The 22,784-nt window shown below is 45.9% G+C and carries 24 protein-coding genes; 20 read left to right on the forward strand and 4 right to left on the reverse strand.

The genetic code is table 11. The annotated features are described in order from the left end of the window. Nucleotides 1–30: 30 nt before the first annotated feature. Together gcvPA and gcvPB are read left to right on the forward strand one after the other, a co-directional pair. Nucleotides 31–1,386: an aminomethyl-transferring glycine dehydrogenase subunit GcvPA gene (gene gcvPA / locus BLU87_RS06615; RefSeq protein ID WP_139167484.1), complete on the forward strand. Its 1,356-nt coding sequence runs from the start codon at nt 31–33 to the stop codon at nt 1,384–1,386. Continuing rightward, nucleotides 1,383–2,840: an aminomethyl-transferring glycine dehydrogenase subunit GcvPB gene (gene gcvPB, locus BLU87_RS06620; RefSeq protein ID WP_092345968.1), complete on the forward strand. Its 1,458-nt coding sequence runs from the start codon at nt 1,383–1,385 to the stop codon at nt 2,838–2,840. The genes gcvPA and gcvPB overlap by 4 nt, the downstream gene beginning before the upstream one ends. A gap of 47 nt (nt 2,841–2,887) precedes the next feature. Here the strand turns inward: gcvPB and BLU87_RS06625 are convergent, their stop codons facing one another. After that, the gene (locus tag BLU87_RS06625; RefSeq protein ID WP_092345970.1) at nt 2,888–3,886 is read right to left on the reverse strand and encodes an energy transducer TonB; all 999 of its coding nucleotides are present in this window, start codon (nt 3,884–3,886) and stop codon (nt 2,888–2,890) included. A gap of 159 nt (nt 3,887–4,045) precedes the next feature. Between BLU87_RS06625 and pta the strand changes: the two genes are divergently transcribed. The 6 genes from pta (at nt 4,046) to BLU87_RS06655 (ending at nt 10,483) form a co-directional block, all read left to right on the forward strand. Further along, complete coding sequence (gene pta, locus BLU87_RS06630) at nt 4,046–5,047, forward strand: phosphate acetyltransferase (RefSeq protein WP_092345972.1); 1,002 nt, start codon at nt 4,046–4,048, stop codon at nt 5,045–5,047. 114 nt (nt 5,048–5,161) lie between these two features. Next, nucleotides 5,162–5,836, forward strand: a complete 675-nt coding sequence (ftsE, locus tag BLU87_RS06635) for a cell division ATP-binding protein FtsE (RefSeq protein WP_092345974.1) — start codon at nt 5,162–5,164, stop codon at nt 5,834–5,836. Further along, entirely contained in the window at nt 5,811–6,803 is a 993-nt protein-coding gene (gene ftsX, locus BLU87_RS06640) for a permease-like cell division protein FtsX (protein ID WP_245706400.1), read from the forward strand. Before ftsE ends, ftsX begins: the two co-directional genes overlap by 26 nt. Continuing rightward, nucleotides 6,754–7,959 (forward strand): murein hydrolase activator EnvC family protein, encoded by a 1,206-nt coding sequence (locus tag BLU87_RS06645; RefSeq protein ID WP_092345976.1) that lies wholly within the window; start codon nt 6,754–6,756, stop codon nt 7,957–7,959. Before ftsX ends, BLU87_RS06645 begins: the two co-directional genes overlap by 50 nt. A gap of 14 nt (nt 7,960–7,973) precedes the next feature. Continuing rightward, entirely contained in the window at nt 7,974–9,269 is a 1,296-nt protein-coding gene (locus tag BLU87_RS06650; RefSeq protein ID WP_092345978.1) for a S41 family peptidase, read from the forward strand. A gap of 26 nt (nt 9,270–9,295) precedes the next feature. Beyond that, complete coding sequence (locus BLU87_RS06655; RefSeq protein ID WP_092345980.1) at nt 9,296–10,483, forward strand: divergent polysaccharide deacetylase family protein; 1,188 nt, start codon at nt 9,296–9,298, stop codon at nt 10,481–10,483. A 16-nt stretch (nt 10,484–10,499) separates the two neighbouring features. Here the strand turns inward: BLU87_RS06655 and BLU87_RS06660 are convergent, their stop codons facing one another. Continuing rightward, nucleotides 10,500–11,897, reverse strand: coding sequence for a ParA family protein (locus tag BLU87_RS06660; RefSeq protein WP_092345982.1), 1,398 nt, complete (start codon nt 11,895–11,897; stop codon nt 10,500–10,502). Nucleotides 11,898–12,029: 132 nt separating this feature from the next. Here BLU87_RS06660 and xseA point away from each other — a divergent pair, with 132 nt between their 5' ends. The 9 genes from xseA (at nt 12,030) to BLU87_RS06710 (ending at nt 19,177) form a co-directional block, all read left to right on the forward strand. Continuing rightward, a complete protein-coding gene (gene xseA / locus BLU87_RS06665) occupies nt 12,030–13,241 on the forward strand; it encodes an exodeoxyribonuclease VII large subunit (RefSeq protein ID WP_092345984.1) in 1,212 nt (403 codons plus the stop codon). A 77-nt stretch (nt 13,242–13,318) separates the two neighbouring features. Next, a complete protein-coding gene (gene xseB / locus BLU87_RS06670) occupies nt 13,319–13,546 on the forward strand; it encodes an exodeoxyribonuclease VII small subunit (protein ID WP_092345986.1) in 228 nt (75 codons plus the stop codon). Beyond that, the gene (locus BLU87_RS06675) at nt 13,539–14,444 is read left to right on the forward strand and encodes a polyprenyl synthetase family protein (RefSeq protein ID WP_092345988.1); all 906 of its coding nucleotides are present in this window, start codon (nt 13,539–13,541) and stop codon (nt 14,442–14,444) included. The genes xseB and BLU87_RS06675 overlap by 8 nt, the downstream gene beginning before the upstream one ends. Nucleotides 14,445–14,475: 31 nt before the next feature. Continuing rightward, nucleotides 14,476–16,377, forward strand: coding sequence for a 1-deoxy-D-xylulose-5-phosphate synthase (gene dxs, locus BLU87_RS06680; protein ID WP_092345990.1), 1,902 nt, complete (start codon nt 14,476–14,478; stop codon nt 16,375–16,377). 46 nt (nt 16,378–16,423) lie between these two features. Further along, the gene (locus BLU87_RS06685) at nt 16,424–16,777 is read left to right on the forward strand and encodes a TSUP family transporter (RefSeq protein ID WP_092345991.1); all 354 of its coding nucleotides are present in this window, start codon (nt 16,424–16,426) and stop codon (nt 16,775–16,777) included. A 34-nt stretch (nt 16,778–16,811) separates the two neighbouring features. Then, nucleotides 16,812–17,216, forward strand: coding sequence for a NifB/NifX family molybdenum-iron cluster-binding protein (locus BLU87_RS06690; RefSeq protein ID WP_092345993.1), 405 nt, complete (start codon nt 16,812–16,814; stop codon nt 17,214–17,216). Nucleotides 17,217–17,569: 353 nt separating this feature from the next. After that, on the forward strand, nt 17,570–18,664 hold the full coding sequence (locus BLU87_RS06700) for an AAA family ATPase (RefSeq protein WP_092345997.1): 1,095 nt from the start codon (nt 17,570–17,572) through the stop codon (nt 18,662–18,664). Nucleotides 18,665–18,702: 38 nt separating this feature from the next. Continuing rightward, nucleotides 18,703–18,888 carry a GSU3473 family protein gene (locus BLU87_RS06705; RefSeq protein ID WP_092345999.1) on the forward strand — a complete coding sequence of 62 codons (186 nt, stop codon included), beginning with the start codon at nt 18,703–18,705 and terminating at the stop codon, nt 18,886–18,888. Nucleotides 18,889–18,985: 97 nt separating this feature from the next. Next, nucleotides 18,986–19,177, forward strand: a complete 192-nt coding sequence (locus BLU87_RS06710) for a GSU3473 family protein (RefSeq protein WP_092346001.1) — start codon at nt 18,986–18,988, stop codon at nt 19,175–19,177. A 62-nt stretch (nt 19,178–19,239) separates the two neighbouring features. Here BLU87_RS06710 and BLU87_RS06715 read toward each other — a convergent pair whose 3' ends face one another. Then, nucleotides 19,240–20,085 carry a DUF3014 domain-containing protein gene (locus tag BLU87_RS06715; protein WP_175498286.1) on the reverse strand — a complete coding sequence of 282 codons (846 nt, stop codon included), beginning with the start codon at nt 20,083–20,085 and terminating at the stop codon, nt 19,240–19,242. 107 nt (nt 20,086–20,192) lie between these two features. Here BLU87_RS06715 and BLU87_RS06720 point away from each other — a divergent pair, with 107 nt between their 5' ends. Together BLU87_RS06720 and BLU87_RS06725 are read left to right on the forward strand one after the other, a co-directional pair. Then, a complete protein-coding gene (locus BLU87_RS06720) occupies nt 20,193–21,089 on the forward strand; it encodes a class I SAM-dependent methyltransferase (protein WP_092346005.1) in 897 nt (298 codons plus the stop codon). 157 nt (nt 21,090–21,246) lie between these two features. Beyond that, complete coding sequence (locus tag BLU87_RS06725; protein WP_092346007.1) at nt 21,247–21,444, forward strand: tautomerase family protein; 198 nt, start codon at nt 21,247–21,249, stop codon at nt 21,442–21,444. A gap of 74 nt (nt 21,445–21,518) precedes the next feature. Here the strand turns inward: BLU87_RS06725 and BLU87_RS06730 are convergent, their stop codons facing one another. Continuing rightward, nucleotides 21,519–21,836, reverse strand: a complete 318-nt coding sequence (locus BLU87_RS06730; RefSeq protein WP_092346009.1) for an ArsR/SmtB family transcription factor — start codon at nt 21,834–21,836, stop codon at nt 21,519–21,521. Between the two features lie 132 nt (nt 21,837–21,968). Here BLU87_RS06730 and BLU87_RS06735 point away from each other — a divergent pair, with 132 nt between their 5' ends. Continuing rightward, nucleotides 21,969–22,775: a DUF3108 domain-containing protein gene (locus BLU87_RS06735; protein ID WP_092346011.1), complete on the forward strand. Its 807-nt coding sequence runs from the start codon at nt 21,969–21,971 to the stop codon at nt 22,773–22,775. The last annotated feature ends 9 nt before the right edge of the window (nt 22,776–22,784 follow it).

The raw sequence follows: 22,784 nt of genomic DNA on the forward strand, positions 1-22,784 counted from the left end.
CTACTAAAAGTTAGCGTAGTCGTTGAAAGGATAATTATGCGTTATCTGCCTCATACTGATGTCGATGTACAGCAGATGCTGGAACAGATTGGCGTTTCTAGCATCGAAGAGCTGTTCTCTGGAGTCCCGGAGAATTGCCGGCTGAAAAAACCTCTGGCGATCTCCGACGCAAAATCAGAATCTGAACTATTGCTATTTTTAAAGGGATTGGCCGAAAAAAATAGTAAAACTTCTGACTGGGATTCTTTTCTTGGAGGGGGAGCTTATAACCATTTTATCCCTACTGTTATTGATCAGTTGGTCAGTCGCAGTGAATTTTATACCGCTTACACCCCCTATCAACCAGAAATCAGCCAAGGGACGTTACAGGCAATCTTTGAGTACCAGACGATGATCTGCCAATTAACCGGGATGGATGTTGCTAATGCCTCTATGTACGATGGAGCATCGGCCTGCGCTGAAGCAGCTTTACTGGCTATCCGTGCCGGGAAAAAACGTCACAAAGTATTGTTGTCGCAAGGGCTGCCACCACAGTATCGAGAGACCGTTGCAACTTACTGCCGTTATCTGGATGTCGATTTGATTGATGTCCCGCTTCAGGACGGGGTCACTAGTCAACAGGAGTTGAGCGCGTTGCTTGATGAGCAGGCTGCCGCCGTGATCGTCGGCTATCCCAATTATTTTGGTCAGATTGAAGACCTGGCCGCTATTGCAGAGTTGACCCATACCGCAGGAGCTCGTCTGGTGACTGCGGTTTCGGAGCCATTGTCCCTCGCATTGTTCAAAGCTCCCGGCGCTCTTGGTGCTGATGTCGTTGTTGGCGAAGGGCAGAGTTTTGGTATTCCACTCTCCTATGGGGGGCCTGGAATCGGTTTTTTTGCGGTGCGTAAAAAAGATATGCGAGTTTTGCCTGGCCGTTTAGTCGGTGAAACTGTCGATCAGGATGGCAAGCGAGGTTTCGTCCTCACTCTGGCAACCCGTGAGCAACATATCCGTCGCGAAAAGGCCACTTCCAATATCTGCTCTAATCAAGGTATGTGTGTTCTGATGGTCAGCATTTATCTGGCTTTGTATGGCAAACAGGGGCTGCGTAAACTGGCAGAGCTCAACTATGCAAAAGCGACCTATGCCAAAAATCAAATCAGTCAGTTAAAAGGGTTTGCAATCCCCTTTGCCGGAACATCCTTCAACGAGTTTGTCGTCACCTGTCCTGAGCCTGTTGCGAGATTGAAAAAGCGTCTGGAACAGCAGGGGATTTTGGCGGGGATCTCTGTCGGACGAGATTATTCTGATCTGAAAAATGGATTACTGATTTGTGTCACTGAACAGAACAGTCGGGAACAGATTGACCGGTTGGTGCTTGCATTGGCAGGAGGTGAGGCATGATGAGTACAGAAGGTCGCGGCTTAGTTTTGGAAGAAAACTTGCTCTTTGAACAATCCCAGCCGGGTCGGGTCGGTTACAGTCTTGCCGCTCCAGACGTCCCGATGACAGTCCCTGACGCGGCCCTGACGCGTACTGAAATTCAAGGATTCCCCGAGCTTTCAGAGGTTGATGTGGTCCGCCATTATACCCGCCTATCGACCTGGAACTATGGAGTCGATAGCGGGTTTTACCCTCTCGGTAGCTGCACGATGAAGTACAATCCGAAAGTGAATGAAGCTGCGGCACGTCTACCGGGTTTTACTGATATTCATCCGCAGACACCAGAAGCTTTGAATCAGGGTGCTTTGGAATTAATGTATAATCTGCAACGTGACTTAGGTGAAATATCAGGTTTTCCGGCGATGACTCTGCAGCCGGCAGCAGGGGCCCAGGGGGAGTTTACCGGGATGTTGATGATCCATGCCTGGCATGAGGCCAATGGTCAAAAGCGTCGTAAGGTTATTATTCCAGATACGGCTCATGGAACGAATCCAGCCTCTTCAGCTCTGGCTGGTTATGAAGTTGTCACGGTTGCCTCCAACGGGATTTTAACCAAAGAAGCGGTCGCGGCGGTGATGGACGATGATGTCGCGGCATTGATGGTAACCAACCCTAATACCCTCGGCCTGTTTGAAGCCGATATCCGTGGCATTTGTGACCTTGTGCACGAACGTGGCGGTTTGGTCTACAGCGATGGCGCCAATCTCAACGCATTGATGGGAATCAGTCGTCCTGGTGATATTGGGATCGATGTCATGCACTTTAATCTGCATAAAACTTTCTCGACGCCTCATGGTGGGGGGGGGCCAGGCTCAGGACCTGTTGGCGTGGTTGAGAAATTAAAACCGTTTCTCCCCCTTCCCGTTGTCACTAAAGATGCTGATGGCTATAAACTGGACTATGATCGACCGCAATCCATTGGCCGCTTGAAATCATTTTATGGCCATTTCGGGGTTCTGGTGCGGGCTTATAGCTACATTCTCTCTATGGGTGGAGAAGGGTTAAAACGTGCGACCGAACTGGCGGTTTTAAATGCCAACTATATTCGCGCCCGTCTTGAGCCTGTCTACACTCTGCCCAACAAGCAGCGTTCTCTGCACGAAGTGGTTTTTTCTGAAGATGGCCTACAGAATGAATGTCATACTCTCGATGTTGCCAAGCGGTTAATTGACTACGGCTACCATCCGCCAACAATATACTTTCCTCTGGTTGTTCATGGTGCCTTGATGATTGAACCGACCGAGACGGAAAGTAAACAGACTATCGATGAGTTTTGTGATGCTCTGTTGGCTATTGCCGAGGAAGCTAAGGACAATCCTGAACTGCTTAAGCAGGCACCGGTGCGGGCCAAAGTCAAACGACTGCATGAAGCGATGGCGGCGCGGAAACCCAAGTTACGCTGGGAATCTGAATAATATTATTTTTATTTTAAAGTGCCCGGTATCGCCGGGCACTTTTGGTTTCAATAGCCGCGACCGTAGATGATCTTGCCGCTGAGTCGGTAACTGAAGTAGGCGTTGATTTTGAGTTTGTCGTGAGGATAGTGCTTCGTCAGCGGGCCAAAGGGGGCAGCCCGGTAGACAGCCTGAATGGCTTCATAATCAAGCAGGTCGGAACCACTAGACTGTTTCACGTCGACATCGAGGAGTTCACCTTTGGGATTAACGATAATCATCAATTGTAATGTTCCTTCAATTCCGTTGTTGGCCGCTTCGATGGGATAATTCCAGACAAGTTCGATCTTGTCGTGAAAACGACGGAAGAACGAGACTAGCAGGTCATTCTGCAAGTTCAACCAGACCTCGTCACCGATTTCCACATCTTGACGTTGTTTCACCCGATTGCGGTCTCCATGGCTGCCACGGGCGATTTCACTTAAGGTCCTGGCGTCAGGAAACAGGTGCTGCGGCGATAATTGTTTTTGTGGCGGTGAGACTGGATCCGGTTGAGAAGGTGGAGGTGTAGAGGCTTTGGCCGCTTGTTGCTGCGAGGACGTTGCTTCAGTGCGTGGTGATTGTTGCTGTGGTTGCGGTTGCGGTTCCTGAACCGGTTTGCTTTGAGGCATTGGTTGGGGGCGAGCTGGTGACGGCAGTTGTGGCTTTTGCGTTGACTGGTCGCGGACATCATCCCCCTTGGGAGCCTGTTCCTGATCCACTTTTTGATCCCGATCCGCCTTGCGGAAAGATTCCACCGGTTCCAGCGGTTGTGGTTTGATGGGGACTGGATCAATCTCAAACTCGCGAGGTTTGTCCGCTTGAGGCCTTTCAGTTTTAGGCGGCAGGTCGACCAACTGGACAAGCGTTGGTTGTTGTTGCAGTAGGGGCGCTTGCTCCTCTGGTTGTAACAAGGGAAGCAGGAGGATGACCGCAATATGAAAGAGGATGGAAAAAAATAGACAGACAATAAGGAGCCGTGCAGGTGTCTTGGAGCGCTTCGGTTTAGGTGGATACAGGAAATTCATAGTCTATTGAGTATAGCCAGTGTCAGCAACGACGGCTAGCTTGATTGTGGTAATAACTGAAAAAGGATTGACCCTTGGTTTTGCCATTAGGTAGTATCCATCGGGAAACTTTTATATCATATTCAACATGTTATGTTAGCATATTTAAGGGAGGAAAAGATGCATTTAGTCGATCAGATAAAAGCCAAAGCCTGTGCTAATCTGCAAACAGTTGTCTTGCCCGAGGGATATGATGATCGTATGGTTGAAGCTTCCGCCAGGATCGTCGTTGCCAAGTTAGCGCATGTCGTGTTACTGGGTAATCCACAAACTTTAAATGCTAAAGCGCTGGAACTTGGGGTCTCTCTGGCTCATGTTGAGATTGTTGATCCTGCAACTGATGCGCGGCTTGATGCTTATGCCAATGAATTGATGGAGTTGCGTAAGCATAAAGGCTTGACCTATGACGAGGCTGTTGCTCTGTTGACGGCTGGTGACAATCTGTATTTTGCCACGATGATGGTACGTAAGGGAGATGCTGGCGGGGCTGTAGCTGGAGCAGATAATACCACTGGCAATGTTTTGCGATCAGCATTGCAAGTGATTGGGACAGCTCCGGGGATGAATACGGTTTCCTCAGTTTTTCTGATGGTGACGGATAATCCCGACCTCGGTGAAAGTGGCACCCTCTGTTTTGCTGATTGCGCGGTTAACCCTAATCCTGATGCACATGCTTTAGCCGAAATTGCTGTGAGTACGGCAGCTAGTTGTAAGAGCTTCCTCGGTGTTGATGCGCGGGTGGCAATGCTCAGTTTCTCCACGAAAGGGAGTGCTGTTCACGAAGATTGTGATAAAGTTCTGACCGCCTTGAACATTGCTAAGGAGCTGGCGCCAGAGCTTGCTATTGATGGCGAACTGCAACTTGATGCCGCTTTGATTACTAGCGTCGGGAATAAAAAAGCGCCGGGGTCCAAGGTAGCCGGTCATGCTAACACGTTGATTTTCCCGGACCTTGATGCGGGCAATATCGGCTATAAACTGGTTGAACGGATTGCTGGAGCGGAGGCTGTGGGGCCGATCATTCAAGGGTTAGCCAAGCCAGTAAATGATTTGTCACGCGGATGTTCCGTTGAAGATATTGTCAGTGTTGCCGCAATCACGGCCGTTCAGGCTCAAGGTTAAGGTTGTCCTTCAATATTTTGAAATAGCGATATGATAACACCAGTTATGACGTCATCTTTGCATCGCCGCTTTGCGTTGCTTAGTGAAGCTTCCAGCGTTTGTTAGTGAAGGTCTATGATACAACTATATAATGTGACCAAAAAGTACGGGGGAGAGTCTGCTGCGGTTAAGGATATGACCCTGCAGATCGGCAAGGGTGAATTTGTCTATATCACCGGTGCCTCTGGAGCGGGAAAGACAACGTTGCTACGGATGCTCTACGCCGCGGAAAGACCGACCAAGGGACAGATTCTTGTCGACAGGAAAAATATCTCCCGTATCCGCAGCCGGCAGATCCCTTTTTTGCGCCGTAAGGTCGGGGTTGTGTTTCAGGACTTTAAATTGTTGCAGAGCAGAACTGTTTTTGAAAATGTTGCGTTTGCTTTAGAAGCTCAGGGTAAAAAACGTTATGAAGTGAGTAAAAAAGTCTATCAGGCGTTAAAGGAGGTTGGCCTTGAACATCGGTTACAACGGAAACCTCTGGAACTTTCTGGTGGTGAGCAGCAACGGATTGCCATCGCCCGAGCTTTGGTTGTGGACCCGTTGATTTTACTTGCCGATGAACCGAGTGGTAACTTGGATCAAGAGGTTACGTTTGAGATTATGGCGCTGTTCCAGCAAGCCAATGCCCGTGGAACAACGGTATTGTTGGCGACCCATGATCACAGTTTGAATCAGCGCTTTCCTCGACGGGTCCTGACTCTTGATCAGGGGAAGCTGATCGGTGATCAGCGGCCACTACAGGGTTGAACTCTCCATCTGTGGTTGTTTACGTTTAAAATTGTTAGAGACCAAGTTGGTTGAACTGGAGGCCCCAGCAGTGCTGGATAAAATTCGTTATTTTATAATGCGTGCCCTGCGCAACATGCGTCAGTGGCCGCTTCTGTGTGCAGCTTCGATTCTGACCATGGCCGTGGCTCTGGCTACGGTGGCTACTTTTTTTCTCGTTGTTGTCAATACCGAACAGTTAGCGCTGCGCTGGACGAAAGAGATTCAGGTTATCGCCTATCTGCAAAAAGCACCAGATCAGCAGAGTCTTGCCGGATTAACCAAAAAACTGAAAGATATTCCCGAAGTTGAAACTGTTCAGTATGTCTCTCAGGCCGATGCTATGAAACGCTTCAAGAAGCATTTAGGTGAAGACGCCAGTTTGCTGGAAGGTGTCAATGCCGATTTACTCCCAGCTTCTTTTGAATTGGGCTTGCAGGCGCAATACCGCAATCAAGCTGGAATCGCCTCGGTCATTGAGCAGCTGGAAAATTATCTGGATGTTGATGATTTACGTTATGGTCAACAATGGTTGGAGAAATTCAACAAGTTTGCTCAATCGTTGCGATTCATCGGTATTCTCCTCGGTGGATTTTTATTGTTTGCGGCGCTGTTTATTGTCTCCAATACGATCAAGTTGACCCTTTATGCGCGGCGGGATGAGCTGGAGATTATGGCCCTTGTGGGTGCGACAATGCGCTTTATTCAGATTCCTTTTATGCTCGAAGGGGCGATCCAGGGGGTGTTGGGTGGTGTTCTCTCGCTGGCCTTTTTAGCCATCTCTTTTGTCTTTATCCTCTCGCCAAGTTTGAACTCTTTCTGGTTGACCCCGACCGATTTTAATCTGCAGTTTTTAAGCATGAATCAGCAAATTATTATGGTCTTTTCCGGAGTTGTTCTTGGGGTTCTTGGCAGCCTCTCTTCTTTACGTCGTTTCGTCCGTTTTTAATGCTATGAACCGATCCTTCTCCTTTCTGGTCTCTTGCTGTCTGCTCCTTATTCTGCTGGTTACGTCATCTTTGGCCGATCTCAGCAACAACCACTCACAATTGGAGGATGTTGAAGCGAGAATCAATCGTGCTGAGGCTGACTTGCAGAATAAAAAGAAGTCAGAGCTAAGTATCAGCAGAGAGTTGGCGTTAATTAATAAAAACCTAGAGCAGGTCAAAAAGCGGATAACGGCATTAAAAGCCAATGTCAAAAAGTTGGAGAAGGAGATTCAACAACAGCGTAGACAAGTGAGAGAGAATGAAACCGGGGTTAAGAAGGTGACCCTGAAATTAGAAAAAAGGTTGGTAGCGTTATATAAAGAGGGGGACACCGGGGTTTTGAAAATTCTCTTTTCTGCTGAATCTCCAACGGAGATGGTGCAACAATATCAGTATTTTACCAAGGTTCTTCAATACGATAAAGAGTTGTTGGCTGAATATCGGGAAACGGTCAAGGCCCACCAGCAGAAGCTGGCAACATTGGAAGCATTGCGGTTGCAAAAAAACGAACTGCTTGAAAGCGAACATCAACAGCAACTTGCGGTCAAAAAAGGGCAAAAGCTTCAATCTCGGTTATTGAAGCAGGCTCAGGCTGATAAGAAGAAGTTATCTTCTGAATTGGCCCAACTAAAAGAAGATGCACGGAAACTAAAAGCGCTAATTTCCCGGCTTCAGGTTGAAGAGAACGCCTCTGTGAGCTCGGCTCCTGCTGCCGGTAATTTTATAAGCGGGCGAGGGAAATTAAGTTGGCCTGTTAATGGACGTGTCGTGATTGGCTTTGGGAAACAAAAAGATGATAAGCTTGGTACCTATTATGAGAGTAACGGTATTGAAATAGCGACTGCTGTTGGTTCTCCTATTCAGGTTGTCGCTTCTGGCAAGGTCGTTTTCGCCGATTATTTTAAAGGGTATGGAAATCTGTTTATTCTCAGCCATCCTGGTGGCTATCATACCCTCTACGCTCAGGTTGATCGCATGCATAAAAAACTCGGTGAACAAGTCGCTGCAGGTGATTTGCTTGGATATAGTGGGTTGGGGGGGCGTGACAGTATTTATTTTGAAATTCGTTCAAAGGGAGTTCCTGTTAATCCTTTATCGTGGTTGCAACCGCGTTGAGTGCGAGAGGTTTTATGCCTAAGGCCAGACAACTTATTAAACTCTTTATCTTTATTCTCATTTTTTGCGGGAGTGCGGTGGCTTTCAGTGGCGATGCCTCAGCAAACGAGAAAGATGACTATAAAAAACTGGAAATTTTTACCGACGTTCTTTCCTTGGTTCGTAGTAACTATGTCGAAGATGTCGACATGGAAAAATTAATTTATGGAGCCATTCGCGGAATGCTGAGTACTTTGGATCCCCATAGTAGCTTCCTGACCCCTGAGATGTATCGGGAGATGGAAGTTGACACCCATGGTGAGTTTGGAGGACTGGGGATAGAGCTAACCGTAAAAGATGGGGATTTGATCATTGTCTCCCCGATTGAAGACACTCCGGCGGATGCGGCCGGAATTCAAGCTGGTGATCAAATTGTTAAGATTAATGGTCAAGCGACCCGCGATATTGAAATTATGGAGGCGGTGCGGATGATGCGTGGTCCCAAGGGGGAGGCCATTACCATCAGCGTTAAACGCTCTGGCGTTGCAGAATTGCTGAATGTCACCATTATTCGTGACATTATTCAGGTGCAGAGCGTTAAGAGTCGTGACCTTCAAGAGCACTATGGTTACGTTCGGGTTTCGCAATTTCAGGATCGAACCAGTCGTGACCTGAAAGAGCAACTTGGTGAATTACGTCGTACCCTTGATGTTGATTTGCAAGGGATAATTCTTGATTTACGCAACAATCCTGGTGGTCTTTTAGAGCAGGCTGTCGCTGTTGCTGATCTGTTCTTGAGTGAGGGGCTGATCGTTTATACTGATGGCCGTGAGCCGGAAGCACAAATGACTTTTTCAGCGCAAGAAGAGGGAACCGAGCCTGAATATCCGCTCATCGTCTTAATTAATGGTGGCAGTGCCAGTGCGGCTGAGATTGTCGCTGGTGCACTGCAGGATCATCGACGGGCAATTATTCTGGGTGAACAGAGCTTTGGTAAGGGGTCAGTGCAGACGATTATCTCCCTCGACGACGACTCAGGGTTGCGGTTGACAACAGCGCGTTATTTTACCCCTTTGGGGCGATCCATTCAGGCTCTGGGGATCACTCCTGATATCATGGTTTCACAATTAAAAAATCAACCCCTGAGTCCGGCAGAAAGTGGATTACGTGAGGCAGATCTGGAAAATCATTTTCAGCCTCTTGTAGAGCAACCTGTTGAGAATAACAACAGCCAGACAGAATCTTTGATTTCACCGTCAATAAGAGACAATCAATTGCAGCGCGCTATTGATTTGCTTAAAGGGATTAACATCCTCAAAAATAATAATTAAGCGTCCCCAGAAAGACTGACTGTCTGATGCCTATAAATAAAAAAAAGACGGCGCCTAAAAAGCCCCGTAAACGATCGAAAAAAAAGCAACTGACCCAGAATATGCGAATTCTTCTGGCCGCTGGTTTCCTGTTGGGTTTTGTTGCTATTTGTCTGGTGGCGTTAGTTAACTTGCGCTCCTTTTTTTTGACAGATATTCCCCCCGAGAGTGGCGTTTTTACCTATGAAGAACCTGCTGATGTCATTCATGATTTACAGGCATACAGCTATGCTGATATTCGTGAACTGATCGAAAATCAACTCCTTAACGGTCCCGATTCAATGGGTTGGCGTAAACTCCCTCAGCGTGACAATGTCCAAGTCAAGCAGATCTTTGGTGATTTTCCTTCGACCGCTTTTTTGGCTGAATTAGCAGATCACATAGAGCAGGCTGACAGCCATGCACAACTGAAAGTCAGCCGCAAAGATGGGATTATCCACCTCTTTTGGGGGGACGAGCTTAAATTAGAGCTCAGATATCAGATTCCCAAAGTGACCAGAAGTCAGCAAGGGCGAATTGCTGTTATCATGGACGATATGGGGAGTTCCCTTTCGACCATCCACGAATTGTTGGGCTTGCACATTACTATTACCCCCTCAATCCTCCCAGGAACAAGCAAGGCGTTGGCGGCAACAACCTTGCTGCAGAAAGAGGGGCGCGAATATATGATTCATATTCCTATGCAACCACGCAGTTATCCGCGTACAAATCCGGGCAAGAACGCTCTGTTGCTCGGGCAATCTGAAAACGAAACACGGCGTCTGGTCCAATCCTATATGGACGGCGTTCCTGGTGCTGTTGGTAGCAATAATCATATGGGATCACGTTACACTGAAAATGCTGCGGCAATGCGGATTGTTTTGGATGAATTGAAATTGCGCGACCTGTTTTTTATCGACAGTCGTACCATTGGTAACTCGGTCGCTTTTTCTGAAGCTCGAAAAATGGGGCTGAAGACGGCAACACGAAATATTTTTTTAGATAACGAAGATGACGTTACCTATATTCGCCAGCAGATTCACAAGATGGTTAAGCTTGCTGCGACAAATCGGGAAGTTATCGCTATTTGCCATCCCCATAAGGAAACGCTGGAGGCTTTTAGGTTGGAGCAGGAATGGTTGCAGCAGCAAGCTGTTCAATTTTATTCTGCTTCAGAACTTGTGCATATTTATTGATCCCTCAGCACTGTGATTATTCGCTGTTGGACTCAAGCTGAAGGTCGATCTGGGCGCGATTAAAGACCGTCTTCCATTCAAGATAGTTATGATGCTGCAGGGTCTGCAGAGGATTATCGCCAGATTGTTGCAATAGCAGTTGCTGGCGTTTCTCATGCTCTCCATTAGCGGCAAGATTAAACAGTTGCAGCAGGTTCTTTTTACCTTGACGCTGTGAGCGACTGCGATTTTTTAGAATGACACTTCGTCCGGAAATTTTATCACCTTGCTGGTCAAGTCGAAAGATTTCGACTTGGTTTTGCTCTGCATCAATGACGGTTTTTTGCAGTAACAGATAACTCTTTTTGGCCGTACTACCTAATATCTCTAACAGGAGCTTTTGTTGTCCTTTGCCGTTGAGTTCCGGGTAACACTCCTGGAGTAGCAAGGTCAAGAGACACTCTTCTTCGATAAATCCGCTGAAGTTGCCTGTATCATTCTCCAGGAAGTAGTCTTGCGGACCAATATCCTCTATTGAAATGGGAGCGTCACAAAACAGACAGTGAGGTTGAAGTTTATCCACGCGGGCCTTATATTCTTTAAGGAACCACTCTTCTTGGTCATAGAGGTTGTTGGCGATCTCATTGATTCTGACTGGGCCATGCTCCAGGTAGTCGAGATAGACTTGTCTGGCTAAGTGGGTCAATTGCAGGTGCACTTCTGTATTGCGACCATGGGTGATGACAGGATAGATTTTTCCTGCCGGGTTCGTCGCCAACGATTCGACCTTGGGACTTTTGGCAATGAATCCTTCAAAGCAGCGATAGCCGCGATTGATGGCATAGGCCTTGAGCAACTGGTAGGAGTTACGGAATGGGCCATCGAAGTGGATTCTTGTGTCTATGAGGCAGGGAAGCAGTTTTAATATGGACTTAGAGCGATTGTTCTCACTGAGAAAATTGGCGAGGTTGCGACAATTTTCTAGCGAGGGAGTATCTTTTATTGGCACAATGACACGATCGGCAGCGTAGAGAGCGTTGCGAGTATAGATGTCCAGGATTGGACTGGTATCGATGATGACAATCCCTTGTAATGAGGAACGGCTGATAACTTTAGCCAGTTGGTCTATGCTTCTGACTTGTTGCTGGTAGGCGAAGAGATCCCGACTGGATGGGATAAAATTAACACCGTACTGCCCATCTTGCAGGAGATCAACCGCGCTCATTTCACTAAAGAGCTGTCCAACATGGTGTGAGCTCTTTGTTTTGCTGAGCTGGAACATTTGGTCAACAGTAAAGTGATTATCGAAGCTGAAGAGGGTCACCGGAAGATCTTCAGATAACCCTTTTAGATAGATGGCTAAATTTGTTGCCAGGGTGGTTTTTCCTACGCCACCTTTTTCGCTGGCAATAGCGATAACATATGCACGTGCCATGTGTCCCTCAATCGTGAATATTTAAAAAAAACTAACTATTTATAGGGGATTCGTGCAAACCTGTCAATCTTGTTGGCAAGATGCTGGGATTTTAATAACCACTCTGTATGTAAGAGTTAAGGTGCAAAGAGAATGAAAAATAATACCGCTATTTCAGTCACAACATTGGTTGAATTACTGCAAGACTTAGTCGAGGATAATTTTGTCGATGTTTTTGTGCAAGGAGAACTTAGTAATGTTTCTCAACCAGCATCGGGGCACTACTATTTCACTTTAAAAGATGCCAAAACACAAATTCGTTGCGCTATGTTTAGAAGCCATGCCCGGGCGCTGAGGTTTAAACCGGGTGATGGTTTGGCAGTGATTTGCCGGGGGCGGGTGTCGATTTATCCACAACGAGGTGATCTGCAACTGCTGGTCGAGGCGATTGAACCTGTCGGAGTTGGCGATTTACAACTCGCTTTTGAACAGTTGAAAGCAAAGTTGGAGAGGGAAGGATTGTTTGATCTGAAGATAAAAAAACAAATTCCACCGTTTCCGCAAACAATCGCAGTCGTCACCTCTGCAACCGGGGCTGCCTTTCAGGATATTCTCAATGTTTTGCGGCGACGCTCCGCAGGGGTTAAGGTTTTACTCCGTTCAGTGCGGGTTCAAGGCGTTGGGGCGGGGGCAGAAATAGCGACTGCTATTGCTGAGCTGAACCGGGAATCTGACATCGATGTCCTTATTGTGGGGCGTGGAGGAGGGTCTCGAGAAGATCTTTGGCCGTTTAATGAAGAAGTGGTCGCTAGGGCGATCGTTGCATCAACAATTCCGGTGATCTCAGCCGTAGGACACGAGGTTGATATCTCTATTTCGGATTTAGCTGCAGACTTGCGGGCTCCGACTCCGAGTGCGGCCGCGGAACTGGTGGTACAAAATCGACTTGATTTGGAACGCCACCTCGATCAGTTGACGCTTCGACTTGCTGCGCAAATGCGTTCCCGTTTATCCTTATTCAAAAGCCATTTGCACGGTCTGGAAAAGAGATTGAAGGGGCCTCAAGAGCAGTTGAGGGTGCAACGTCTGCAATTACAACAGCTTGCTTTCCGTCTGCGTCAGGCAATCAATACCATTATCGAGCAGAAAAATCATCAGGTCGCTATCTGTGCCGGTCGCTTGGAATCACTGTCGCCGCTTGCGGTGTTGTCACGTGGATACGCCATTATTAAACATCTGCAGACCGGAGCTGTAGTGCATAGCTCAACGCAATTAGCTCCTGGAGATGGTTTAGAAATTCAACTGGCTGACGGAAAAGTCGTTGCAGCTGTGATGGGGCAGCAAGGAAAAGATTGCGAAAAATAGCATAACCTCTTGACGGAGGGTCAAGGTGCTGTTGATAATCTATAGTTAATATCAATTATTGAGGTGGGTTACAAATTATGGCAACAAAAAACAGTTTTGAAGTGTCCTTGCAAAAATTAGAGGACGCGGTTGAGCAACTTGAATCAGGCGATCTGTCCCTGGATCAGGCTCTCAAGGTCTTTTCAGCAGGGGTTAAGCAGACAGAAACCTGTCGTAATTCTTTAAAAGACATTGAATTACAGGTGCAACAGCTATTGCAGGATAGCGATGGAACTTTACAGCGGGAGCCTTTTGATAATGAGTGAGGATTGGCAATTGCAGTCATATTTGCAGGAGAGGGTGCAGCTGGTTGATTCGGCGCTGGACAGATATTTGCCGGCATCTGCACTTCTCCCCGAAGCTTTACATCAATCGATGCGTTATTCTGTTTTTGCTGGAGGAAAACGTATCCGTCCCATCTTGATGCTAGCCGCTTGTGAAGCTGTTGGTGGTGATATTAAAACCGCGTTGCCAGCAGCCTGTGCTATTGAAATGATTCACAGTTATTCTCTGATTCATGATGATCTTCCGGCGATGGATGACGATGATTTTCGACGGGGAAGTCCGACGAATCATAAAGTATATGGTGAAGCGACGGCAATATTGGCTGGAGACGGCTTATTGACGGAAGCCTTTATTCTCCTTTCTGATCCGGAGATATCGAAGGACGTCCCTGCTGACTGTTCCCGTGAGGTGATCCATCTTCTGGCCAAAAGTGCTGGCTCTCGTGGTATGGTAGGTGGACAGGTGGTCGATATGGAGGCGGAACAGCAGCCGATTGATTTACCAACTCTTGAATATATCCATACGCATAAAACCGGTGCGCTGATCGTGGCTGCCGTTGAGATTGGTGCTCTGCTTGGCGGGGCAACGGAACAACAGCGTCAATCCCTGTGCCGCTATGCGGAAGCGGCTGGATTAGCGTTTCAGATTGCCGATGATATCCTTGATATCGTTGCCGACCAGTCCCAGTTGGGTAAGGATGTTGGGAGTGACCAGGAACGGGGGAAAGCAACTTATCCTGCGTTACTGGGTTTGTCCGAAGCACGCTCCCGCGCTCATGAGTTGCGGCGCATGGCTTTTTCCTCGTTGGCTGATTTTAGTGCTGATGATTGCCGTCCATTACGTGAAATTGCTGATTATATCGTCAATCGTTCTTGCTGATAGTTTCCCATATTTCAGAGTAGGAAAATAAATGGAAACACTGCTTTCACAAATAAAATCTCCGGCCGATCTGAAAAAGCTTGAAAAGAAACAGCTTTTACAGGTAGCGGCAGAACTCCGAGAACAGATTGTCGCCACTGTTGCTAAAAATGGAGGCCATCTTGGGAGCTCTCTTGGGGTTGTCGAGTTGACGATTGCACTGCATCGGGTTTTTGATACTCCTCGTGATCACATCATCTGGGATGTTGGTCATCAAGCTTATGCGCATAAATTACTGACCGGGCGGCAGGATCAGTTTGGATCATTGCGTCAATTCAATGGCATGAGTGGGTTTCCCAAACGTAAAGAGAGTGGGTATGACTCTTTTGGCGTTGGGCACTCCAGTACCTCAATTTCTGCTGCGTTAGGGATGGCAGCAGGGAGAGATATCTGTGGCGATGATAATAAGGTCGTTGCTGTTATTGGTGATGGTTCATTGACGGCAGGAATGGCTTTTGAAGGGCTGAACCACGCAGGGGACTTAAAGAAAAAGTTAGTTGTTATTTTAAATGACAACGAAATGTCGATTTCTCCGAATGTCGGGGCGCTTTCCTCCTTTCTAAGTCGTAAGATGACCTCTGATACTTTTATCCGCTTTAAAAAAGAGACTGAAAATCTTCTTGGCTATGTCCCTGGGATTGGACGTGATCTTGTCAACTTAGCTAAACGTGCCGAGGAATCTCTCAAGAGTTTTATGACTCCGGGGATGCTTTTTGAAGGGTTTGGTTTCGATTACTTTGGCCCCATTGACGGTCATAATATTGAGGAACTGGTCGCCACCTTGCGCAATGTTGCCCAGATTAATGGGCCGGTTTTGCTGCATATCTTAACCAAAAAAGGTAAAGGTTATGAGCCGGCAGAGCTCAATCCACCCAAGTTTCATGGCGTTGGTCCGTTTGATCCCGCGACCGGGGAGACTAACGGAGGCAAGGCTGGTAGTGCTGTTGCGTATACGAAAGTCTTTAGTGATACCCTGATCGCTCTAGCTCAGCAGGATGAACGCATTGTTGGTATTACTGCCGCAATGGCCGAAGGGACGGGTCTGAAAAAGTTTTCGGAGGCTTTCCCCGAGCGATTTTTTGATGTTGGCATCGCAGAACAGCATGCAGTTACTTTTGCCGCCGGATTAGCTTGCCAGGGATTGCGCCCGGTCGTAGCAATTTACTCAACTTTTATGCAACGTGCTTACGATCAGGTGATTCATGATGTTTGTCTACAAAACCTCCCCGTAACCTTTGCTCTGGATCGTTGCGGTCTTGTGGGTGCAGACGGTCCAACCCATCACGGTTCTTTTGATCTCTCATTTTTGCGTCATATTCCAAACCTAATTCTCGCAACCCCGAGAAATGAGGTCGAACTGCAGCGAATTATGAAAACTGCCAGTACGGTAGACGGTCCTTTTGCCTATCGCTATCCGCGAGGTAACGGAGTTGGCTTGCCTTTGCTTGATGAAATTGAAGTGCTGGATGTCGGCAGGGGAGAATTGCTCTGTGATGGTTCCGACGGTTTGATTATTGCTGTGGGTGATATGGTGAATGAGGCTCTTATCGCAGCGCAGAATTTGTCCGAAAGAGGTCTTCATCTTGCAGTTATTGATGCCAGATTCATTAAGCCTCTGGATGCAGATTTGATCCTATCCCAAGTACAAAAAGCTCCTTTTGTTGTTACTGCAGAAGAAAACTCTCTTCAGGGGGGATTTGGGTCATCTGTTCTCGAATTGATAAGTGACGCTGGGATGACTCTCCCCGTCGAGCGGATTGGTATTCCCGATCGTTTTATCGGTCAGGGGACCCAAGCTGAATTGAGAACACAGCTTGGACTTAGTTCTGCAGAAATTGTTAAAAGAGTTTTGCAATTAACCCCAATTGACACCCCTAAAGTCCAGGTAAGCTAGATCCTTATGATTTTTGACAATAGCTATTTCTTCCAAAGGTATTTAAATGTTTGAGCTGGTTCTCATCGGCTCTCTTGCTGGCTTGGTGATGGGGACGGTTGGTGTGGGGGGTGGCGCACTAATCATTTTCTCCCTCTCCGTTTTTGCAAAGTTTCCACAGAAATTGGCCCAGGGAACTACCTTGTTTATTGTTGCCGCACCGATCAGTTTATTAGCCGCTCTGCGCTACTATCGTCAGGGTTATGTTGATGTAAAAGCGGGTTTGGTCGTGATGGTCTGCTTTTTAGTTTTTAGTTTAATCGGTGCTCAATTTGCGACCCAATTACCCAGTGAATTATTGCGAACCATGGTTGGTATTATCCTGCTGCTGATGGGGTTGAAGTTAATATTTTTCAGTTGAAGCTCATTTGAGCGTTTTATCTGAGGTTGGATCTATGCAGAAAATACGCGTTTGTATCGGCTCCATTGATGGAGAGACCATATCCCCAACGCATATGGGGGATACAGAATGTTTTTATCTCTACGACCTGAGTTTCAATCATGAGCCGGTTTTTGTCGAAAAACGGGCGAATGTTGCTCAGAATATGCAGCATGATGGTGCTGATAAAATGCAAGCTATCATCACCTTGATTCACGATGTGGACGTCTTGGTTGCGCGACAGAAAAGCCCGAACTTTGTCAAGATTGCCACGCAAACAAGATACCAACCGGTTGTCGTCAAACATGATAATCTTCAAGATGTTCTTGCTCTGCTACAAACTGATTTAGAACAGATATATGCGCATGTCGAGCGCAGGAAAACAGGGGAAGTTTTTGCTACTATCCCCGTTATCGGATGAAAATATCTTCACACGGAAATTCATTTATTGCGGCTTGGATGCAGATCAAAAGCCCTCTATCTTATGATTTTTTCAGTTATATCATAATGTTCTTTTCGCTTTTTCTTCTTAGCATATTGTCGGCTTCAGTTTCTTTTTATCCCTTTTCCCCACTGTTCGGTAGCCCGCGAATCTCCTGACTAGTGGATCTTGTTTCATCCCTTTTTTATTCACAACCATTCTGGTACTAATATGATTAATGTGGTTATATATCTGAACAGATGATTCTTTTTTCGTTTCTATGTAAACAGAACGTGACATTCTCCTTAATATATTCTATATGGAGCCGAGAAGAATCAAAGGAGATAACAGATATGGCACGTAAAGTGTTCATCGCAGCAACCGGAATGAATAGTGGCAAGACAACGACAAGTCTTTCATTGATGCATATGGCGAAAAAGAAATATGCCAGGGTCGGTTTTATTAAACCAATTGGCCCCAAGCCTATGCAGTATGAAGGGGTGATTGCCGACAAAGATGCAGTTGTTATGGCGCGATATTTTAACCTTGTTGACGATCTACCGCTCATGTCTCCATTTGTCCTCCAGAAAGGGGACACTAAGCGGATTATGGATGGAATCATCAATAAAGATGAAATCGCCAATAAAATGCTAGACGCGATTGCAGAATTGGACGCTAAAAATGATTTTCTCATTATTGAAGGGGCGGGACATACTGGGGTCGGTACTCTTTTCGGATGTAATAATGCCAGAATTGCCAGAGAAACGAACGCAACGGTTTTAATGGTGACCGGTGGTGGTTTGGGGAACGTTGTTGATACTGCGCAGACTAACTTGGCGTTGTTTCAAAAGGAACGCGCGAAAGTCAAAGCGATACTTGTCAATAAGATTATCGCTGAGAAACGGGATCAAACATTACGTTATCTACAGATGGCTTTTGCCGAAGAGGATATTCAAGTTATCGGTGGCTTTAACTATCAGCCGATCCTTGCTAATCCAACCATGCGTCGGATTGCTGCCGTCCTTGAGGCTAAAATGCGCGCTACTGAAGAGCAGCAGCAGCGCATTGTCCATAATGTTCAGATCGGTGCCGCCTCGGCGCCGCGCGTTGTAGAATTGCTGGAGCCCTCGACGTTGATTATCGTCAATCGAAGTCGAGATGAATTGCTGGTCACTCTCTCAAACCTCTATCAACTCGATGAATACCGGCATAAAATCGCTGGAATTATTATTCCTGGAATAGGTGAGATCAGCCATATTACTGAGAAAATTATAAACAGTAGTGGTATTCCTTACATTAGAGCTGAACTGACTTCGTCAAATGTCTTTGAAATTATAAGAGATGACGTCTCGAAATTGACGGCAGAAGACACGCATAAAATTCGTTTAGTTACTGATCTGGCGGAAAAACGCTTTGACTTTGAGTCCATTGATGCCTTACTTGATTAAATGAGTCACTTCCAACAGAAAACATCTGGAGCATAACCATGTTGATTCGTGTCCGCTATAAAGATGGTCGTATTGATTTAATACCTTCGAAAAGACTTGAAGAATTGATTGTGATGAGCGATATCGAACAATTTGAACGCTCATCTGGTTGGGTCAAAGCTGGAAAAGATCCGATAAGAAGTACGTTGCGTGGCTACTATACGGGTGCTGAACGGAGGGATTAATTTAATATTAATTCCACGATCTGCTATAAAGCTATCTGATGTGTTTTTACATCGGGGTTGTTTAGTGTTATCCTTTGTAAAACAAGGGAGATTGCGCATGAGAGAAGTTACAGTTATTTATCAAGATGGTATGATGGATATGGTCACGCCTACCGTGTTACAACGACTTATTGATACCGATAATATCATTAAATTTCAACGCTCCAGCGGCTGGGTTTATCCAGAGATAGACCAAGTTCGAAGTACAACTCCCTCTTGCTATCAGGGAGAAGAGCGCCGTTTGCAATAATAAACCTGACCGCTGATATTTGGAGTTCGGAGAGGCTCAACATTTTTATGTTGAGCCTCTTTTTATTCCGGGTGCAGATTGGTAAGTTTTTGACGATAGCTGTTAAGCAGTTTAAGCATTCTGGTTCGCTGCTCTTGCCCGAGGCGCAGCAATATTTTCTGGCCGGCAGAGCGGTTCTCCAGACCAAGGTCAGCGTAGGTGTAAAGTACCGCTGGTTGTGCTAATTGAATCGGATCGGGAGGATTCGGGGTTTCGATAAGGTGGTCGATCACATAGACCAGCCGGTCATTAAAATAGGCATTTTTATAACCTAATTGTTCATAAGCTGTTTGAAATAATGGATAAAAATAGGTGTAAGTTTTAATCGCCTGCTCGGCATCAATAGCTTCCAATGAATGAAGAATAGCACTGTAGCGTTGCTCGTTTCTGCTGCTGGTCTGGGGTGCTTCTTGAGTCCCTGACACCAGGAACTTTCCTTCTGGCGCTTTGATTGGCAAAAGGGCTCGGGGTAATTTTTTTTCAGGTAAATTGTCAACTGTTGCGACAAATTTTTGAATAAAGTTCTCGTTGAAAAATAATTTATTGAGATTGTCTTTGCCGAATAAACCGTTAAGAGCTGTTTTGATGCTCTGATCACTTTTTTGAACCGGTGGGAGGGCTTCGGGCAGTTGCGGTGCCACAGCTTGTACCTCTGGTGCTTCTTCTGTCACTGCCGGGGAGACTGGTTCCTCTTTTGGTTCAAGCACAGGGTAATGGACAATCGGTTTTTTTATTGGTTCTGGTGGTAGTACTGGTATGACATTTTGAGTTATCTGTTCCTGAGTTGGTTTACTTTGAAAGTACATATTCAGGCCAAAAGCGCCGACGACCAGTACTAAAACGAAGATGATCAGATTTGTTCTATTCATTGACTGCTCTCCTATATTAACATTGCTCATCATTATGACGAGTTCCATCTATGATTTCCAGCAGTTATTTGATTTAGTAGGGAAAAAGATGCTTCAGTCGAGGTTCTATGCATTTTATTGAAACAGAAGTTAGAAAAAATTTTACAGATGATGACGTACATCGCCTCTTTCATGGTCGAGGTCATTGCTTCCCCGGTTATGAGGATTTGTTGATAGATTGGTTCAGCCCGGTCGTATTTATAACCTTATATCGCCAGCGTGATGAGCTTTGGTTAACGCAGTTAGCTAATTTGTTACGTTCAATCATTGTTGAAACGGAAGGGATTATTCTACAGGAAAGGTTTCTTAAGGGGAGTCCCAGTCGGATATTGTCGGGGAGGATACCTGCAGAGGTCAATGCCCTTGAGGCTGGTTTGAAATATCGACTGCGGCTCAATGGATCACAGAATATTGGTTTTTTCCCCGATATGTTTCAGGGACGCAGATTGGTAGAGACGCTAGCCGCCAATAAAACAGTCCTTAACCTCTTTGCTTATAGTTGCAGCTTTTCGGTGGCAGCCATTGCTGCCGGGGCGAAACATGTTGTCAACTTGGATATGAATCGTGGCGCATTGGACTTGGGACGTATCAATCATCAAATCAATGATTTAGATCTGCGTAAAGCCAGTTTTATGCCATTGGAGCTGTTCCGCAGTTTTAGTAAGCTGAAGAAACTGGCCCCATTTGACGTTATTATTTGTGACCCACCCGCTGACCAGGGGCGTAATTTTCAGCCCCAGCGGGACTGGCCTAAGCTTATTCGTAAATTACCGACATTGAGCCAATCTGGCGGCGATATCTTGATTTGTGCAAGTAGCCCCCATCTCTTTCCAGGCTATCTGCAGCAGCTCATGTTGGAATTATTTCCTCAGGCTGAATTGTTCAATATCTTGCACGCTGGAGAGGAATTTCCTGAATTAGATCAAGAGAAGGGTTTAAGTATTTTGCACTATAAGACGGTATAGTTTTGAGGATACTACCGGGATTTGATTGCTGTCAGACGTCTTTGTTAAAGACGTCTTCTAACATCCATAAATAAGTACAATTGGACTATTGATTTTTGTTTTGTCAGGCTATACTGAAAATATGCTTTTTATCCTTTATTGAAAAGGAGGTTGTCAGATGCCAGTTATTACTGTTCGTGTCATTGAAGGAGTCAGTGCCGAAAAAAAAGAGGAGTTGATGGACAGAATTACAACCGTGATGAAGGAAGTCCTCGGTAAAAATCCTGAAGCGACTCATGTCATTATCGAAGAAGTGGCACCAGAAAATTGGGGAATTCGGGGAAAAACAGTTGCCGCAATTCGTTCAGGGAAGTAGATGTCATGGTTCCAATGTAAAAAACGGTCGTTTCGACAGGCGACCGTTTTTTACATTGGAACCATAATTAGCTGTTAACTACAGATTATATTATCACCAAATATGGCCGTCACAATACGTTCCGCTTCGGGCGAAGTGACTTGATAGTAGACTTCAACCCCTTCTCGACGTCCCGTGATAATGTTTTTGTTTTTTAAAAGCGCAAGGTGCTGTGAAACCGTTGCTTGTGGGAGTGAAAGGCATTCCCATATTTTTTTCACATTACAGGACTGGGACATCAGTCCGGCAACAATTTTTAGTCTGATGGGGTGACCAAGTACTTTCAGGATTTCTGATTCGCGATCAAAATCCAGGTGAACGTCGAATGGTAATGTGTCGTGTGGCGTGGTCATATTGGTCTCCTCAAGTATATTTTGAATCTTTGGATATTAATGGTAAGAAGTTTATTCGTCAAGAAAGGAATGTTTTATCTTGGCTAAACTCATAAAAAATAGTTTTAATTAGAATTGATTTGGAGTTTTAGTATGAAAAATTTGGCTAAAATGTCCCTTTTTTGGCTTTTGCTGCTCATGTTGCCAACTTTTTCATATTCCAGTGACGTTCCAACGCATCATCCTGTTGATTCTCTTCTCGGGGAACATTTTGTTTACGACATATCTTTCCTTTGGTTTGATCACCTCGCTGAAGGTTCAATCCAACTGACTCAAGGAGATCAACCCGGGACTTATCTTGTGGTTATGCAGGCGAAGACTTTGGGGGCAGCAGCATTCTTTACCCGACACCGCATTGAAAAATATCAAACCTTGATGAAAATAGGTCCTTCGGGGCTATTGCGTCCTCTATGGCATAGTTCTCATACCATTCGTGGGCAAGGAGAGTCACGCAGTGAAAAAATTACTAAAAAAACCTTCGATTATGTTTCCGGAAGGGTTAGATATGAAAAAATTAAAAACCATAAAACTTATACCGACCAGTTTTTTACGATGGATAAAGGACAACCCCTTTATGATATTTTAAGTGCATTATATAATTTGCGTCTTGGTTTTTATGGTCAGCCCGGAGAAGAAACTATCCATATCCCCACTTTTCATCGTAAAGGGACTCAAGATATTGTTGTTGAGCCCTTGCGAGGATTAACTTCTCGAGATCTGAAATATTTTTCAAGGGATTCTATCAGGGGGCGGGTTCTGGTTGATCCATCGGTCTTTGGCACCAAAGGACGCGATATTTTTGTCTCTTTTGATGCTAAGATGCGACCAGACAAAGGGATTATCAAGGATGTTATCGGTTTGGGAGATGTTCGCGGAAAGTTACGTACTCGTGTGAATTGAAGGGAGAAT

Origin of the sequence: Desulfuromusa kysingii, assembly GCF_900107645.1 — a bacterium.
Taxonomy (GTDB): Bacteria; Desulfobacterota; Desulfuromonadia; order Desulfuromonadales; family Geopsychrobacteraceae; genus Desulfuromusa; species Desulfuromusa kysingii.

Excerpts from the sequence above, each read along its gene's own strand:
- BLU87_RS06725 (WP_092346007.1), top strand. The coding sequence starts at position 21,247 with ATGCCAGTTATTACTGTTCGTGTCATTGAAGGAGTCAGTGCCGAAAAA.
- gcvPB (WP_092345968.1), top strand. The coding sequence starts at position 1,383 with ATGATGAGTACAGAAGGTCGCGGCTTAGTTTTGGAAGAAAACTTGCTC.
- BLU87_RS06715 (WP_175498286.1), bottom strand. The coding sequence starts at position 20,085 with ATGAATAGAACAAATCTGATCATCTTCGTTTTAGTACTGGTCGTCGGC.
- BLU87_RS06705 (WP_092345999.1), top strand. The coding sequence starts at position 18,703 with ATGTTGATTCGTGTCCGCTATAAAGATGGTCGTATTGATTTAATACCT.
- BLU87_RS06700 (WP_092345997.1), top strand. The coding sequence starts at position 17,570 with ATGGCACGTAAAGTGTTCATCGCAGCAACCGGAATGAATAGTGGCAAG.
- xseB (WP_092345986.1), top strand. The coding sequence starts at position 13,319 with ATGGCAACAAAAAACAGTTTTGAAGTGTCCTTGCAAAAATTAGAGGAC.
- BLU87_RS06650 (WP_092345978.1), top strand. The coding sequence starts at position 7,974 with ATGCCTAAGGCCAGACAACTTATTAAACTCTTTATCTTTATTCTCATT.
- xseA (WP_092345984.1), top strand. The coding sequence starts at position 12,030 with ATGAAAAATAATACCGCTATTTCAGTCACAACATTGGTTGAATTACTG.
- BLU87_RS06660 (WP_092345982.1), bottom strand. The coding sequence starts at position 11,897 with ATGGCACGTGCATATGTTATCGCTATTGCCAGCGAAAAAGGTGGCGTA.
- BLU87_RS06685 (WP_092345991.1), top strand. The coding sequence starts at position 16,424 with ATGTTTGAGCTGGTTCTCATCGGCTCTCTTGCTGGCTTGGTGATGGGG.
- BLU87_RS06690 (WP_092345993.1), top strand. The coding sequence starts at position 16,812 with ATGCAGAAAATACGCGTTTGTATCGGCTCCATTGATGGAGAGACCATA.
- ftsE (WP_092345974.1), top strand. The coding sequence starts at position 5,162 with ATGATACAACTATATAATGTGACCAAAAAGTACGGGGGAGAGTCTGCT.
- dxs (WP_092345990.1), top strand. The coding sequence starts at position 14,476 with ATGGAAACACTGCTTTCACAAATAAAATCTCCGGCCGATCTGAAAAAG.
- BLU87_RS06675 (WP_092345988.1), top strand. The coding sequence starts at position 13,539 with ATGAGTGAGGATTGGCAATTGCAGTCATATTTGCAGGAGAGGGTGCAG.
- BLU87_RS06720 (WP_092346005.1), top strand. The coding sequence starts at position 20,193 with ATGCATTTTATTGAAACAGAAGTTAGAAAAAATTTTACAGATGATGAC.
- BLU87_RS06655 (WP_092345980.1), top strand. The coding sequence starts at position 9,296 with ATGCCTATAAATAAAAAAAAGACGGCGCCTAAAAAGCCCCGTAAACGA.
- pta (WP_092345972.1), top strand. The coding sequence starts at position 4,046 with ATGCATTTAGTCGATCAGATAAAAGCCAAAGCCTGTGCTAATCTGCAA.
- BLU87_RS06735 (WP_092346011.1), top strand. The coding sequence starts at position 21,969 with ATGAAAAATTTGGCTAAAATGTCCCTTTTTTGGCTTTTGCTGCTCATG.
- BLU87_RS06625 (WP_092345970.1), bottom strand. The coding sequence starts at position 3,886 with ATGAATTTCCTGTATCCACCTAAACCGAAGCGCTCCAAGACACCTGCA.
- BLU87_RS06710 (WP_092346001.1), top strand. The coding sequence starts at position 18,986 with ATGAGAGAAGTTACAGTTATTTATCAAGATGGTATGATGGATATGGTC.
- BLU87_RS06730 (WP_092346009.1), bottom strand. The coding sequence starts at position 21,836 with ATGACCACGCCACACGACACATTACCATTCGACGTTCACCTGGATTTT.